The organism is Williamsia sp. Y853 (genome assembly GCF_056786495.1).
On record NZ_JBXCJC010000002.1, the window covers coordinates 663,265 to 678,681 of the forward strand.

At 64.4% G+C, this 15,417-nt stretch carries 13 protein-coding genes and 1 pseudogene; 5 read left to right on the forward strand and 9 right to left on the reverse strand.

The genetic code is table 11. From position 1 onward, the window contains the following. Positions 1 to 26: 26 nt before the first annotated feature. The 6 genes and pseudogenes from AC1TPF_RS15050 to AC1TPF_RS15075 form a co-directional block, all read right to left on the reverse strand. Positions 27 to 1,508 (reverse strand): S1C family serine protease, encoded by a 1,482-nt coding sequence (locus AC1TPF_RS15050; protein ID WP_482144569.1) that lies wholly within the window; start codon positions 1,506 to 1,508, stop codon positions 27 to 29. A gap of 230 nt (positions 1,509 to 1,738) precedes the next feature. After that, complete coding sequence (locus tag AC1TPF_RS15055) at positions 1,739 to 3,178, reverse strand: ATP-binding protein (RefSeq protein WP_482138732.1); 1,440 nt, start codon at positions 3,176 to 3,178, stop codon at positions 1,739 to 1,741. A 74-nt stretch (positions 3,179 to 3,252) separates the two neighbouring features. Beyond that, on the reverse strand, positions 3,253 to 3,939 hold the full coding sequence (locus AC1TPF_RS15060) for a response regulator transcription factor (RefSeq protein ID WP_482137668.1): 687 nt from the start codon (positions 3,937 to 3,939) through the stop codon (positions 3,253 to 3,255). 115 nt (positions 3,940 to 4,054) lie between these two features. Continuing rightward, positions 4,055 to 4,669 (reverse strand): trimeric intracellular cation channel family protein, encoded by a 615-nt coding sequence (locus AC1TPF_RS15065; RefSeq protein WP_482137666.1) that lies wholly within the window; start codon positions 4,667 to 4,669, stop codon positions 4,055 to 4,057. A gap of 91 nt (positions 4,670 to 4,760) precedes the next feature. Further along, a complete protein-coding gene (gene rpmF / locus AC1TPF_RS15070; protein WP_482137664.1) occupies positions 4,761 to 4,934 on the reverse strand; it encodes a 50S ribosomal protein L32 in 174 nt (57 codons plus the stop codon). A gap of 51 nt (positions 4,935 to 4,985) precedes the next feature. Beyond that, positions 4,986 to 5,124: pseudogene (locus AC1TPF_RS15075) on the reverse strand (50S ribosomal protein L31); the annotation flags it as partial. 96 nt (positions 5,125 to 5,220) lie between these two features. Between AC1TPF_RS15075 and AC1TPF_RS15080 the strand changes: the two are divergent. The 3 genes from AC1TPF_RS15080 to AC1TPF_RS15090 all read left to right on the forward strand — a co-directional run bounded on the left by AC1TPF_RS15080 (position 5,221) and on the right by AC1TPF_RS15090 (position 6,712). Further along, positions 5,221 to 5,685, forward strand: coding sequence for a hypothetical protein (locus AC1TPF_RS15080; RefSeq protein WP_482137663.1), 465 nt, complete (start codon positions 5,221 to 5,223; stop codon positions 5,683 to 5,685). Next, positions 5,682 to 5,981: a transcriptional regulator gene (locus tag AC1TPF_RS15085; protein ID WP_482137661.1), complete on the forward strand. Its 300-nt coding sequence runs from the start codon at positions 5,682 to 5,684 to the stop codon at positions 5,979 to 5,981. Before AC1TPF_RS15080 ends, AC1TPF_RS15085 begins: the two co-directional genes overlap by 4 nt. Before the next feature lie 71 nt (positions 5,982 to 6,052). After that, positions 6,053 to 6,712 (forward strand): DUF1707 SHOCT-like domain-containing protein, encoded by a 660-nt coding sequence (locus AC1TPF_RS15090; protein ID WP_482137659.1) that lies wholly within the window; start codon positions 6,053 to 6,055, stop codon positions 6,710 to 6,712. 13 nt (positions 6,713 to 6,725) lie between these two features. Here the strand turns inward: AC1TPF_RS15090 and AC1TPF_RS15095 are convergent, their stop codons facing one another. Next, positions 6,726 to 8,864, reverse strand: a complete 2,139-nt coding sequence (locus AC1TPF_RS15095; RefSeq protein WP_482137658.1) for an MMPL family transporter — start codon at positions 8,862 to 8,864, stop codon at positions 6,726 to 6,728. 582 nt (positions 8,865 to 9,446) lie between these two features. On the opposite strand from AC1TPF_RS15095, the gene AC1TPF_RS15100 reads away from it, so the two are divergent. Then, positions 9,447 to 11,390: an NHL repeat-containing protein gene (locus AC1TPF_RS15100; RefSeq protein WP_482137656.1), complete on the forward strand. Its 1,944-nt coding sequence runs from the start codon at positions 9,447 to 9,449 to the stop codon at positions 11,388 to 11,390. Here the strand turns inward: AC1TPF_RS15100 and AC1TPF_RS15105 are convergent. Continuing rightward, positions 11,345 to 12,607: a sensor histidine kinase gene (locus AC1TPF_RS15105; RefSeq protein WP_482137654.1), complete on the reverse strand. Its 1,263-nt coding sequence runs from the start codon at positions 12,605 to 12,607 to the stop codon at positions 11,345 to 11,347. The two genes, AC1TPF_RS15100 and AC1TPF_RS15105, sit on opposite strands and share 46 nt — an antisense overlap. A 140-nt stretch (positions 12,608 to 12,747) precedes the next feature. Here AC1TPF_RS15105 and AC1TPF_RS15110 point away from each other — a divergent pair, with 140 nt between their 5' ends. Then, entirely contained in the window at positions 12,748 to 13,416 is a 669-nt protein-coding gene (locus AC1TPF_RS15110) for a response regulator (RefSeq protein WP_482138730.1), read from the forward strand. Here AC1TPF_RS15110 and AC1TPF_RS15115 read toward each other — a convergent pair. Beyond that, positions 13,413 to 15,416, reverse strand: a complete 2,004-nt coding sequence (locus AC1TPF_RS15115; protein ID WP_482137652.1) for a vWA domain-containing protein — start codon at positions 15,414 to 15,416, stop codon at positions 13,413 to 13,415. The genes AC1TPF_RS15110 and AC1TPF_RS15115 overlap by 4 nt on opposite strands. Position 15,417 lies beyond the last annotated feature (1 nt).

A 15,417-nucleotide genomic window follows, 5' to 3' on the forward strand; every position in this document is an offset into this window, starting at 1 on the left:
TTGACAGGTCAGGGAATTTCACGATGCTATCTGCCTCCGGTATTCAGGGTGTCAAGGGTTACGTCGACTGTTTTGCTCTGCCCGTTCACCTCATAGGTGATTTTGACCTTGTCGCCGGGTGCGTACGACCGAACCGCAGCGATCAGAGCGTCGCCCGAGGTGATCACCCGATCGTCGACCTTGGTGACCAGCGCCCCGTTCGGGATGCCGGCATCGGCAGCCGCGCCGCCTGGCTGCACCTCACTGATCAACGCACCGGGCTCATCGGCCGACGGCGAACCCGAACGCACCGACACGCCCAGGCCCGCCTGGGTGGCCTTGCCTGTCTTCTCGAGTTCGTTGGCGACCCGGATCGCCTGGTCTACGGGAATCGCGAACCCGAGGCCGATGCTGCCACCGGTCTCGCCCTCGGAAAGGCTGGCGATGGCCGTATTGATACCGATCAGTGCCCCGTTCGCATTCACCAGCGCACCGCCGGAATTGCCCGGGTTGATTGCGGCGTCGGTCTGGATCGCATCCATCACCGATGCCTGACCGCTCTCTGCGCCCTGTGTCGACACCGGCCGATTCAAGGCACTGATGATGCCTGTGGTCACCGTGCCATCCAGACCCAGCGGTGCACCGATCGCGATGACTTCCTGGCCGACGGCCAAGTTGTCCGACGTGCCGATCTGAATTGGGGTGAGCCCGGTCTTGTCGACCTTGATCACCGCGATGTCGGAGATGGTGTCGGCCCCGATAATCGTTGCGCTGGCAGTACTTTGGTCATTGAAGACCACTATCACCTGAGGGTTGGAACCGGCACCGGACACCACATGGTTATTGGTCATGATCGTGCCGTCCGCGGTGAGCACCACACCGGAGCCCGAACCTGCCGATTGGCTGCCGATCACCTTGATGGACACCACCGACGGGAGCACCTTCTGCGCCACCGCCTGTACGGATCCTTCCGGAGCGGCTACCGGTTGCGTGTTGTCTCGATCGCCGCCGAGAACGCCTTCGCTGCTGGAAGAGCTCGACGAGTCATCGGCGATGTTCGCACCGACAACGCCACCAACACCGCCGGCGACCAGTGCCACCGCAACTGCTGCGATGGCGATCCCGGTCTTGAATCCACCCGACCGTCCGGCCGGCCGAGATGCCGGTGCCAACCCCGGCGGGTAGGACTGTGGGCCAACCGATTGAGCGTCACTGTGACCGGCGAACTGGCCGGTCGGGTTGCTTGCTGCATATCCGGGATTGGGCTCGTGTTGCCCGGGGTGTGCACCCGATGAGTACGGATCTGGTTGCGCGCCATAGGGATTGCCGGGAGGCGGCCCGTAACCCGAAGGCTGCTGCGCAGATCGGGGATCAAACGACGTGGTGCGGCCATAGGGATCGTTGCCGGGACCGTTGCCGCCCTGCCCCCATCCCGCCGGTCCGGTGGGACCACCGGCGTCTGGTTGATTCGGGAATCCGCCACCCTCAGGGGTGTTGGATCCGCGTTCGTTGTCGTCGTTGCCGCCCATGTCCCACGCTTGCTTTCTGCCACGCGCACCGCTGCGCTCGGTTGCCGCCCAAGATCCGGCACTGATACATACCCTGCTACGTCGGCCTGAGATGTCGCTGAGACCCCGCTGTTGGTTTGCCCCTCAATTCTCGCACTCGTTCGGGTCGGCATTGAGCAGTTCGGCCCCTCGAATGACGGTGAGCGGGGATGAAGCAAGACACGCCTGCGCGTGGTGCCGCGGGGGGATGTCTACTGCTGAACGACGCGCGGAGCGATCTCGGCTGCGGTCGGTGAACCGGGCAGGGTGATGGTCAGCAGGGCGCCGCCGGCCTCGGATTGCCCGGCGACCACAGTGCCACCGTGCCGGACCACCACCTGACGGACGATCGCCAGACCGAGCCCCGAACCAGGCATCGACCGGGCCGCGGTCGACCGGTAGAAGCGTTCGAAGATCAGCTGCCGGTCTTCCGGCGGAATGCCTGGTCCGGCGTCGGCGACGGTCAATTCAGCACGGTTGGGCTCGACCTGGACCAGTTTCACCACCACCGGGCATCCGGGTGGACTCCACTTTGCCGCGTTGTCGAGGACGTTGAGTACCGCACGCGAGAGGCCCGCGCTCTCCCCGAACACGAACCACGGGCTGACATGGACATCAAAGTCCACATCGCTGCGGCGCCGACGCACCCGTTCCAGGCAACGATCGATCACCTCCGCCAGGTCGATCTCCTCATGGACCACCTCGGGGGCGTCCTCGCGGGCGAGATCGACGAGGTCGCCGACCAATGTGGAGAGCTCCTCGATCTGCGCCATCAGGTCGGCGCGCAACTCGGCCATGTCCGAGTCGGGAACGGCACGGGCACCGGGCTCGGACGACGCGATCAGCAGTTCGAGGTTGGTCCGCAGCGATGTCAGCGGCGTCCGCAGCTCGTGGCCGGCATCGGCGACCAACCGGGACTGCCGGTCGCGCGATTCGGCCAATGCGCGCAGCATCAGGTTGAAACTCTCGGTGAGTCTTGCCAACTCGTCGTTGCCGATCACCGGTATCGGTGTCAGATCGTCGGTTCTGGCCACCCGTTCGGCGGCGCGCGTCAACCGCGCCACCGGCCGCAAACCCGCTCTGGCGACGGTTGTTCCGGCCACCGCCGCCAGGATGATGCCGCAGGCACCGATCACCCCGAGCACCCAGGCCAGCCGCCCGAGCACCTCGTCGGTGTCCCCGAGGCTCTGCGAGATGATCAGGGTGTTGCCGTCCACGAGCTTGCGCGCGAGCACCCGTTGGTTGTTCGAGGTACGCAACGACGACTCGGATTCGCCATCGACGACCTCTTGCTCGGCATCGCCGTAGGGCACACTCCCGATCTGGAAGCCCCGGCCGCCGGGCATGACCAACGCCACGGACATGTCGGTGGAGTACACCGTGCCTGCCACCAGGGACTCCGGCGAATCGTCGAGGACGCCGATGCGGGCCAACTCGGTCATCCCGTTGGCCCGGTTGGTCAGCTGGGAATCGACATCGGCGTACATCGCCCGGTACACCACCGCGAAAGCGGCAGCAGCCATGACGGCCACCGCGATACCGACCACGGTCGCGGCCAGGATGGTGATGCGCCACCGCAGAGAGATGGTGCGGGTCAGCGGCATCGGCTTACGCATCTGCCTCGGCAATTCATTGGCCGGGACGAGATTCATCGGACGTTGCGGTGTGATCGGCTCGGTCGGGGTCGACTGCCGATGATAAAGGCTCACGGTTTACAGCTCACGATCTACGGCGGGGTCTCCCGCAGGACGTAACCGACGCCCCGCACGGTGTGGATGAGTCTGATCTCGCCCTCGGCTTCGGTCTTACGACGCAGGTAGCCCACGTAGACCTCGAGCGCGTTACCCGACGTCGGAAAGTCGTAGCCCCACACCTCTTCCAGGATGCGACTACGGGTCAGAACACGCCGCGGGTTGGCCATCAGCATCTCCAGAAGCGCAAACTCGGTGCGCGTCAGGCTGATCGGCCGCTCGTTGCGGGTGACGTCCCGAGTGACCGGGTCCATCGTGAGGTCTTCGAAGGTCATGGCCTCCGAGTCGGGCGGGGCTTCGGTTGTCGCGCGACGCATCAACGCCCGCAGTCGCGCCAGGAGTTCTTCGAGGGCAAACGGCTTGGGCAGATAGTCGTCGGCACCGGCATCGAGGCCCGCCACGCGCTCGGACACGGAGTCGCGTGCTGTGAGGACCAGGATCGGCAGATCGTCGCCGGTGCTGCGGAGTCGACGGCAGACCTCCAACCCGTCCAGCCGCGGCATCATCACATCGAGCACCACCGCATCGGGCCGTTCGCTGCTGATTTTCTCCAGAGCTTCCACACCGTCTCCGGCAGTGACCACCGTGTACCCGTTGAACGTCAGGGACCGGCGCAGAGATTCGCGAACGGCGCGATCGTCGTCCACAACAAGAATGCGCATGACAACAGTCTTACGTGACCTGCTGAGAGAGCGCTGAGTAATCCCCCCGGCGCGCCACGGTTTCATCGTCTCGGGTAGGCCTTGCGACATATCCGGGCGCGAGCCCGACACCGGGTCAGGACTGCCGCCGCGGGGCCGTCGGAAGATGCCAATTGAACTGCAGACTCGCCATTCGCAACGCGGCCGCCACGACTGCGCCGCCGACCAGGCCCGTCCACTCCGGCCAATCGAGCCCGATGACGATCACCACCACCAGGGCCCCGCACATCGCCGGTACCGCGTAGAGGTCGGTCGGGCGCAGCAGCAACGGCACCTCATTGGCGAGGACGTCGCGGAGGACGCCACCCCCGACCGCAGTGGTGATACCGATCAGGACTGCGGCCATCGCACTCGCGTCGTGGTCGAGGGCAAAAGATGCGCCGGTGACCGCGAACACGGCCATGCCGATCGCGTCGAGGACCAGGATCGCCCTGAACAACTTGTTGAAAGCCGGATGGAAAAAATATGTGACCAGGCCGGAGATCAACGCGATGGTCAGATTGGGCCAGTGCTGCACGGATGTGGGCGGCGTAATGCCGAGCAAAAGGTCGCGGACGATGCCGCCACCGACCCCGGTGGCAGCCCCCATCGACAAGATCCCGAACAGGTCGAAGTCTTTTCGGATGCCGACCAGCGCACCCGAGCATGCGAATACCGCGATGCCCGCGTAGTTCAGTACGTCCTGCAACACCGCAGGCCTTTCCCGCCTCGGGGTCCGGGCACAACAAAAGGCTGACCGTCAGTTCGACGGCCAGCCTGAAGTGTTGAGCCTTGGGGCTAGATCAGCGACGATCGAGATCGACGAGGCCCAGCTTCACAGCTTTGACCAGGCGACGGGGCACGCGATGAGCGACGCCACCAACCTTGACCTCTTGCAAGACCGGGTTGTCGGCCTTCCACTGCGAGCGGCGGCTACGAGTATTCGACCGCGACATCCGGCGCTTCGGTACAGCCATGATTCAGCCCTTCATTTCTTCGTATACGTATTGGGGTTTGTGCGTGTCCGTTTACCATTTCTGGCGCTCGGACTTCTGCACTCGTCCTGCGGTGCCTGGTACCCGATGCGCACCCTGTGGAGAATGGGTGCGAGTCGGAGCTGACATCGACAACCTCTAGAGGGTACCGGTTACCCCCCTCCCAAGCCAAAGCGAGTCCCAATACAGGGTCGGACCAGGAACATCGCGTCCGTCGACGGGAACTTTCCACTTGCAGAAGTGGAAAGTTATTCCTAAGCTTTCCGGTATGGAAAGTGACGACGCGCGTGAACTCCTGAGAGTCGCCGAACGCGCCGAAGCCGCGCCCTATGTCGACTACCCACCGACACCGTGGTGGTACTACCCCTCAGTCGGCGGCTGGGCGGCGGCGATGATCGGGGTCTTCGGCTGGTTGCACGAACACAAGGCCCTGTTCTTCGGAGCACTTGCCACGCTGATCGTTGTCGAATTCGTGTTCCTCGGTTGGATGAGCAGACGGCACGGCGCCCTTCCCATGCCAGGCAAGGGCACGCCGCCTGCCGAAATCCGGGTGGAATGGAATCGCTACTTCCTGGCCCTGCCGATTGTTGCCGGACTGATCGCCCTGGCGTGGTGGCTCGTCGGCCTTGTGCCGGCAGCGGTGGTCGCCTTTGTGGTCATCACCTGCGGGCTGATGATCTACGAACGGCGCTACGCCAGGGCAGCGGCGGCGGTTCGGGTGCGGCTCGCATGATCGATGGCCTCGACCCGGTGATCCATGCCCCGAAACGTCTTGCCGCCATGGCGATTCTGGCCAACAGCACCACTGCGTCGTTCAAATTTCTCAAGGAACACCTGGACCTCACCGACTCGGACCTGTCGAAGCAGATGTCGGCCCTCGAGTCGGCCGGTTACCTCACGCCGTCCAAAGCCGGCCACGGCCGGGGCAGCAGCACCACTTACCGGATCACCACGTCCGGCAAACGTGCCTATCTCGCCCACAGAACTGCACTACAGATCTTGCTCGACGGCGCCCCCGACCCCCGATGATGTGCTGTTTTGGCGAGAGAAAGTCCAGGTCGGCTCCGCCAAAACAGCACATCATCCACTACGGTGAGCGGGTGAGCGATCTGACACCCACCGGAGATTCCGAACCTGCCATCGATCTGAGCAACGTCCGAGCCGGCGACGCAGACCGACGCCTGGCGCGCGACATCCTCTCGTTGGCGATGACCCGAGGACACCTGAGTCCGGCTGAGTACGAGGAACGAGCCGACAAGGCGATCGCGGCAAAGACCTTCGGTGAACTCGACGCTCTCACCGACGATCTACCGACCAATCAGCTCAGGCCGCCGACGGCGCCGACCACCGCGCCCACCACTCATCCCGTCGACGTCGAGGTGACCCTCAACCGGATCGCCGTCATGAGCGGCTCCGAGCTCAAAGGTCGGGCGGCGGTCGGTGAGCACCTGAACGCCTTTGCTCTCATGGGTGGTGTCGAGATCGACCTGCGCGACGCAGTGTTCACCTCTCCAACACTGACGATCCGTGCCACCGCCATCATGGGCGGCATAGAAATCGTCGTCCCGCACGATGCCACCGTCCGGATCAACGGCATCGGAATCATGGGCGGCTTCGGCGGCGACCACGACGACGCCGAAGGACCCGGATCCCCTGGCGCGCCGATCATCACCATCAGCGGGCTCGCGCTCCTGGGCGGTGTCGGTGTGGCTCGCCGCCCGCGGCCCGGCCAGAGCCCGCCGTCGCTGAAGAAGGACTGACAGACCGCGCTGCTCAGACTGCGGTCGATTCCTTTTCCTGGTCGACTCCGTCGGCGCTGCCGGGTTTGGGAGTACCCGCTTTCGACGGCCACCAGAAGTACTTGCCGAGCAGAATCGACAGCGCGGGCACCAGGACCGGGGCCATCACGAGCGACGCCAACAGGACACCGACGGCCACACCGACGCCGAGTTCTTGCAAATTGTTCAACCCGGTCAGGGCCAGCGAGGCGAACGTCAACGCCAGCACCGTGCCTGCTGCGACCACGGTCGGAGCATCGTTGGCGATCGCGATCTTCGCCGCCTCCCGCGGTGAGTACCCGTTCTTGAACTCCTCGCGCAGCCTTGCCGCGATCAGGATGTTGTAGTCGGTGCCTATCGCAACGACGAACAGGTACAACACAATCGGCGTCGAGAAGTCAATGCCTTCGAGGCCCGCACCTTTCAGGAACACCAGGACCAGCGCGCCGAGGGTCGCCGCGAAGGTCAGGCCCACACATACCAGCAAACCCAAAGGTGCCGGGACCGAGAGCAACAGCAGTCCGAGGATCACCGCAACGATCGCAAACGCCACCGGGAACACATGTTTGGTGTCTGAATCCAGCTGTGCCCGTACATCGACCAGCATCGAGGTCTGGCCACCGACAAACACCTGCGCGTCGGTGATCGCCGCGTGGGCGGCATCTCGGACCGGCCCCTCGACCAGATCCAATGACGCGGTGGAATAGGGATCGTCACCGAGGACGACGTTCACCATCGCCGCGGTTCCGTCCTGGCTGAAGCGCGGCTGGCCGACCGACGCGACTCCGTCGACGGCACCCACCGCCGAGATCATCGCCGACAACTGATCCTGCGGCACCGGTCCGGGTGCCTTCACCAGGATCTGGGTGGGGCTGAGCGCGCCAGAGGGGAACGATTCGGCCATGGTGTTGAACGTCTGCTGTGACGCTGTGTCCGAGGGCAATTCCTCGAGCGTGTTGTACGTCGCCTTGTATCCGGTGGCGAAGACGGCCAGCGTCGCCAACGCGACGATCACCATCGCGACCACCGCCGCAGGTCGGCGTGCAACCAGCGAACCGACGGCACCGAAAGCGGACTGTTCCGAATCCCTGCCGGGGCCCAGCGGCCAGAACAAGTGGTCACCCAGAATCGCGAACAAGGCCGGAACGAGCGTCAGCGCGGTCAGCAACATCGCTGCCACGCCGATGATCAAGCCCGGCGCCAAGGTCGTCAGCGACCCCAACTTCGCGAGGAACAGGGCAGCGAAGGCGCCGATCACCGTCAATGCCGACGACGCGACCACCTTTCCGACCACCGACGCCGAGGTGATGAGACCTGTCATCGTCTCGGCACCGCGACGCAACTCTTCCCGGTAGCGGAACAGTAGGAAGACAACATAATCGGTGCCAACACCGAACAGCACCACCACCAGGATCGCATCCAGGGAGGTGCTCACCTCGAAGTCGAAGAGGTCGGCGGCCAGGGCGGTCAGGCCCTGCGCCGCGCGGTAGACCAATCCGATGATGATCACCGGGAGGATCGCGACGATCGGGCTGCGGAAGACCAGGCCGAGCAACACGACGATCACTCCGATGGTGGCGATCGTGATGATCTTCTCCGCACCGTCATAAGCGGTATTGGTGTCGACGAGGATGGCCGCGTTACCGGTCAGACCCGACGTCAGGCCGGTTCCCTCGAGTTGCGCTTCGGCGGTCGAACGCACTTCCGGGACAGCATCGTTGACGGCTTCATCGCCGGGCTGTCCGGCGAATGTGACCTGAAGCGCCATGGCCTTGCCGTCCTCGGACAGCGACTGCGACGACGCATTGACGCCCGTGACACCGGCTATCGCGTCGGATTGCAGTGTCGCGGCAAGGCCCGTGACCGTCTGCTGGTCGTCGGATGACAGTGGTGCGCCGTCGTCTCGGGTGACCACCAGCGAACCCGACGCTCCGGACGAACCAGGGAAGGAAGAGTTCGCGATGTCTTGGGCCTGAACCGATTCGAAGGATCCTGGAAGAAAGGTTTGCTGGTTGCCGTTGGTGTAACTCTCCAAACTCGGCGACAGCACGATGATGGCGACCACTGCGACCAGCCAGCCGGCCACCACCCGCCAAGGATGAGTGACCACGTAGCGGGCGATAAACGCGAACATTCTCGAATCCTCCTGAAGTACCGACCGCGAAGCTGCGAAGCCCATCTGAACAAGGATCACCTCGCGAACGCATGGCGAATACCCAGGGCGACAGCAGCTTACCGATCCGGCAGGCCGTGACGACATCCTTTTGTGCTCGGGCGCAGCAGAATCGACCCCCGCCCAATGCCTGGCGTGATCGACCCACTCACGGCAGGACTTTCACACCATATCTTCGATCGACTGCCCATTTCAGCCCGTGAGCAGGGGTGTTCGGCGATCAAGGACAACCGCCGCCGCGTCGTGCACACACCACCGAATCGCCGGCACGACAAAGAGGCCGGGCGAACGCACTACTGCAGTCGCAGTATGTGCGGAATGGTCGATGTGAAGTAGCCCCACCGACCGAGACACGGTGGCGAAAGCCGCAATCTGCCCTTGGGCCAGGCATTTTCTGCGTGCACGCCTCCGAGCGCCGACGAGCCCGGGCTGCCCGAGCACCGCCGGAGCCGGCCCAGGTGTCCGTTTCCGGGCGCTAAGGTTGGCCCCTGTTCGATCTGTGCCGGCATGTCCGCACGGGATCCTGTGATGAGGTGGTCCGGTTTGTCTCGCAATACCTTTCGTTCGCTGACGATTGTCTTCAGTTGTTTTCTACTGGTTTTTGCCGGTTCGGCGTCGGTCACGGCCGCGCCCACGCCCGCGGCAGGCGACACACTGAACGGCGAGGTGCGATCGGCGGCCGGCGACGCCAACTGGAATGTCACGGCCTGGATCTCGGGCGTTGAAGGACAACGCGCACCTGCACAAGTGGGGACCGCCGTCAGTGGCGCCGATGGCCGCTTCTCGATGAGCGTCGGTGAACAGCCACCGAACGGCTCGGTCCTCTATCTGCTGGCCCGTCCCGCCAAGGCCGGCAACGGCACCGCGCCCACCCTCGCCTCTGTCGCAGGCGTCGGATCATCACCGTTTGTGGTGCTGAGCGAACGAACCACAGTCGCAACCGGATATGCGATGGCGCAGTTCATCGACAACACTGGGATCAACGGAACAGATCCGGGTATCTCCAACTCCGCCGCGATGATCACGAACCTGGTCGATCCGGCGACCGGACAACTCGGCCGGGTGTTGACCGGCTCCCCCAACGGATCTCAAACGTCCACACTCGCCACCTTCAACAGCCTCACCGACATGCACGCCGCATGCTCGATCGACCACGGGCGTTGTGCCGAACTCATCTCCGAGTCCGCGGTTGCCGGTTCGGCACGCCCCGCCGACACCCTGCGGGCGTTCTCCCAGATCGCCCGGAGCCCTTCGGATTCCGTACTGCCCCTGTTCGCCCTCTCCAAATACGTGACCTCGCCGAACACGCCGGTCCTGACTCTTCCCCCGGTGGCATGGACACTTGCCCTGCGGTTCGACGGCGGCGGCGGATTACTCTCCGGCCCAGGGAACTTCGCGATCGACCATCTCGGCAACATCTGGGTCGACAACAACTATCAGTTCAACGCGGACCCGCAAGCCCCGGTCTGTGGCAGCGACCTGCTGTTCAAGTTCGGACCCACCGGCCAGCTCGTCGACGGAGCCCCGTTCACCGGTGGTGGCCTGAGCGGTGCCGGCTTCGGGATCGACCTCGACAACAGCGGCAATGTCTGGGTCAGCAACTACGGCTTCGCCGCACCCGAACCCGGGTGCGCCACCGAGGATCAGCCGCCGCACAATTCGCTGTCGAAGTTCACCCCGGACGGAACAGCGCTGTCCCCGAACGACACCGGATTCACCCAGGGTGGCGTGACCTGGCCGCAGGGCATGGAGGTCTCCGCCAATGACGATGTGTGGGTGACCAACTGCGCCGACAACAGCGTCACCGTGTACCGCGGCGGCAATCCGGATCAGGCAGAGAACTTCAATGGCTTGGGGCTCGATCAGCCATTCGACATCGTCGACAACGGCACGAACATCTTTGTCTCCGGCATCGTCAGCGACAACATCGCGATTCTGGGCAGCGACGGCAAGCCGCGTGCCAACTCTCCGGTCAGCGGACCGCATCTGGACCATCCGATGGGCCTGGCCACCGACAACGCAGGCAATGTGTGGATTGCGAACTCCGGTGTGATCACACTCCCCTGCCCCGACCGGCCCACCGGAACCGGTGGCAGCGGTTCGGTCGCCGCACTCGGACCAGACGGCCAGATACTCGTCGGTCCACTGCAGGGTGGGGGCGTCACGGTGCCCTGGGGTCTGACCACCGACGGCGATGGAAACGTGTGGGTTGCCAACTTCGCAGGCAAGCGGATCTCGAGCTTCTGCGGTGTCGACACCTCGACCTGTCCGCCCGGATCATCGACCGGCGACGCACTCTCACCGGACGGCCTCGGCTACTTCTTCGACGGTCTCGAACGCAGCACCGGGATCGCGGTGGATCAGTCGGGCAACGTCTGGGTGACCAACAACTGGAAAGAAGTTCCGTTGGAGGCCAACCCGGGTGGCGAACACATCGTCGTCTACCTGGGGATGGCTGCGCCGGTCTCGATTCCCGCGCCACGCTGATCATCGGCCTCTCCGGTGGGGGTTTCGGTGCGCTCGGTGATCGCACTGTCGTCGTCGGCCGCGATCGGTAGCTCCACCAGCACCTGAAAAGCCGAGGATCCCCGGATCGACCGCAGCGTCCCGCCAACCACGTTGGCGCGCTCGGTCATCCCGATCAGTCCGTACCCGGGTGAAGCCGAATCACTGGTGGCCGGTGCACGGTTGACCACTTCGATCAGCAAGGTGTCCACGCCGTAGCGCAGACGCAACCGCACCGATTCACCGTTGGCATGCTTTGCGGCGTTGGTAAGTGATTCTTGAACAATCCGGTACGCGGTCAGGTCGGTGCCCGGCGCCAACGATCGCGCACGACCCTGACGGGTGAGGTCGATGGTCATCCCGCCGCTGCGGAAGTCCGCGAGCAGGTCGTCGAGGTCGGCCATCCCCGGCACCGGGTGCAGTGCCGGCTCGTCGGCTCCCTCCCGCAGCATTCCGACGGTGGCCTTGATGTCCTTCAGTGCCGTCTCGGTGGTCTGATGGACATGTGTCAGGGCAGTTTTGGCCAGTTCCGGATCGACCGACAGCAGGTGCACCGCTGTACCGATCTGCATGTTCAGTGACGTCAGATGATGTGCCGCCACATCGTGCAGGTCGCGCGCGATGCGGACGCGTTCTTCGATCACCCTGGTGTGCGCCTCGGCGTCGCGCATCAGTTCGGCCGCCGTCGCCCGATACTCCACCGCCGCAACGTAACGCCGCCGCATCCGGCTCAGGACTCCGAACAGGAACCCGATGCCGATCCAGCCCACCGCGCCGATCCGCTCCACCTCCATCCACGACGACGTCGTAAACAGTGACACCACCAGCACCACACCGCATGGCACCATCAGCGCGACAATCGTCACCGCTGCCGATCGCGTGGCGGCGATCGCGGCACCGCACACGGTGATCGGTATCTCGACAGCAGGATTGAACACACCACCAAAAGCCAAGTACGCCGCGGCGACCACCGTGGTCCCACATAACGCGAGCCACTGACGGTCGGTTCGCCAGTAGACGAACACGCTGCCCGCGGCGGCGAACAGCACACCGATGAGCGAGGCGTCCCCGCCCCGGCCCGCGCGTTGGTCGTACGGCAATGCCCACACCACAAACGCAAATACCAACAGACACACGACGACTCGCGCCACGCGAGGATGACCGCTGCGAAAACGATCCCACCGCTCGACTACATCCACGCGCGAACGATACCTCGCACAGTCCACGGATCCTCCGGATCGGCGACGGGGGCAATCGAATTGATGCACAAAACTAACGATCGCGCTAACTTGAAGGCGTGAAATCCAATGGGCTCCCGGCAATTGACGGTGAGCGCCCAATGCCGATCCGCGTCGTCGTCGCCGACGATCAGGCGCTGTTCCGCAGTACCCTCACCCTGTTGATCAACAGCGAAGCCGGACTGCAGGTGGTGGCCGAGGCCTCGGACGGCGCAGAGGCGGTGCGAGCGGCCCGAAATCACATCCCCGACGTCATCGTCATGGACATCCGGATGCCCGGTATCGACGGTCTGCAGGCCACCAAGGCGATCGTCGACGACCCCCGCCTGCGCGAGTGCCGCATCCTCATCCTCACCACGTTTGAGCAGGACGCGTACGTGATGCTCGCGCTCCGAGCGGGCGCCAGCGGATTCGTCGGCAAAGACCTGGCGCCGGCCGCACTGCTCGCCGCGATCCGAACCGTCGCGCGCGGGGACGCCCTGCTGTCACCGTCGGCCACGAAATTGCTGATCTCCCAGTTCCTCTCACACCCGACCGTCGGCAGCGGTCGCGGCGCGTTCGACGTGCTCACGCCCCGAGAACGGGAAGTGGTGATACTGGTGGCGACCGGACTGTCGAACAGTGAACTCGCCGGACAACTCGGGATCAGCACCCTGACCGCGAAGACCCACGTCAACCGCGCCATGACCAAACTCGGGGTACGCGATCGCGCGCAGTTGGTGATCGCCGCGTATCAGGAGGGCATGGTCCGGCCCGGTCGCCTGGGCTAACGGTTGTTCCGGCGTCGCTTTCCGCCGAGGTAGTCACCGACCACGGCAGCACCGAGACCGTCGAGGTCGGGCGCCACCACGCGGCCCGACACCCTGCGCGCCATCTGATCCACGAAGTGGACCAGCCCGGGGTCGTCGCCGAGCCGGAAGAAGCTGACCTGAGCACCCATCCGCCCGACATTGTCGAGTTCGCGGACGGTGGCACCGAGCGTCGCCGGATGCGGCGGGTAGTAGAAGAACGGCTCGCCGCCGGGCAACAGATGCGCGGTCGGCTCACCATCGGTGACGATCAGTACCACCGGCTGGGCATTGGGGTGGCGACGAAAGTGCCGCTGTGCGAGCAGGAGCGCGTGATGAAGATTCGTACCCTGTTGGCGCATACCGTCCAGGCCGATGAGTTCGCTCATCTCCAGGGTCCGGGCGTAGTGACCGAACGAGATCAGTTGCAGTTCATCGCTGCGGAACCGGGTGGAGATCAGATGGTTGAGCGCCATCGCCGTCCGCTTCATCGGCGTCCAGCGATTCTCGAGCCACATCGAGAACGACGTGTCCACGAGCAGCGCTACCGCGGCCTGACTGCGGGCTTCGGTTTCGGCGACCTCGACATCGCGGACGTCGATCCGCACACCGTCGCGGATCATCGCGTTGCCTGCATGCCGTTTGTCGCGGTCCTCGGTCATGGTGCGCAACACCGCATTGGACACCGTGCGGGTGACGTCCCAGGGTTCGGTGTCGCCGAACTCCCATTCCCGCGACGACCCTGTCGGCTCGCCGGCCAATCCGGCGCGGCGGGTCTGCCGGTCACCGTGGCGTCCCGAGAGTTGTTCGGCCACATCCCGGAAGATGGACTGCCCCAGTTGTCGCATCGCCTTGGGTGAGAGCTTGAGCTGACCGTCACTGCCGCGTTCGAGGAGTCCCTCCTCTTTGAGGGCCTTTTCGAGTTCGGCCAGTGTTCGGGCGTCGACCGCCGCGTCTTCCCCGAGCTGGCGGGCCAGCGCATCGAGGTCGACGTCATCGAGTTGTGCACCCGAATACTGTTGTGAGAGTTGGTCCGACAAGGACTCGAGTTCAGCGAGATCCTGGAGGGCACCGGCACCTTCACCCATGCCCATCCCCTGCTGGCCTTCGAAACTCTGGCCCTCGTCCCAGCCCATACCCGGACGAGCCTGCCGCAGTTGGGAATCCATCTGCGAGAGCTGACCCATCAGATCCGGTGAACCGAAAGCCTGCTGCGACAACTGGTCGAGCTCGGCCCGCTGTTCGGGCGACAACGAGTTGTAGAACTGCTGCGCAGCTGCGCTGCGGGCCGCCAGCGAATCGATCAGCTCTTCGGTGTTGCTCGGGTTCTCGGGAAAGAAGTCCCCGTGGTTGTCCATGAACTCATCGAATTGCTCGGTGGTGTCCTCGCCACGGTTGTGCGCGGCGAGGAGCTCATTGAGGTCCTTGAGCATGTCCGTGATGCGCTGCCGGTCTTCCTCGGTCGCGCCTTCGAGGGCTTCTTTCATCCCCGCAAAACGCTGATCGAGTAACTCCCGGCCCAGCAGATCTTTTATCTTGTCGTACTTCTCCTTCGCCTCCGGACTGCGCCAGTTGTACTCGGACAGATCCTGGACCGCCTGCGCGGTCGACGGGGGAAGGTTCTCGATCTGCATCTCGGCGAACCGGGCGTCGTCGTCGAGGGCCCGCGCGAGTTGCTTGCGCTCGTCGAGCACGGCCTCGTCGAGCAGCTTGCGGATCTCTTCGAAGGTCCCGTTCAGGTTGCGGGACTTGAGGATCTGCTCGCGACGCTTGTTGGCCATCTCCCGCAGTTCATCGAGTCCCCGCATGTTGTTGCTTCCGCGGCGCAGGAACTCCCGCATCGCGGACTGTGGGGATCCACCGGCCATCACGTCGTCGCCGATGGCGTCGAGCGCTTCGCGCAGGTCCACCGGTGGTGCCAACGGATCTGGACCACCGGTGTACCGCAGATAGCGTGAGCGGTGAAAATTATTGCGGGGCATG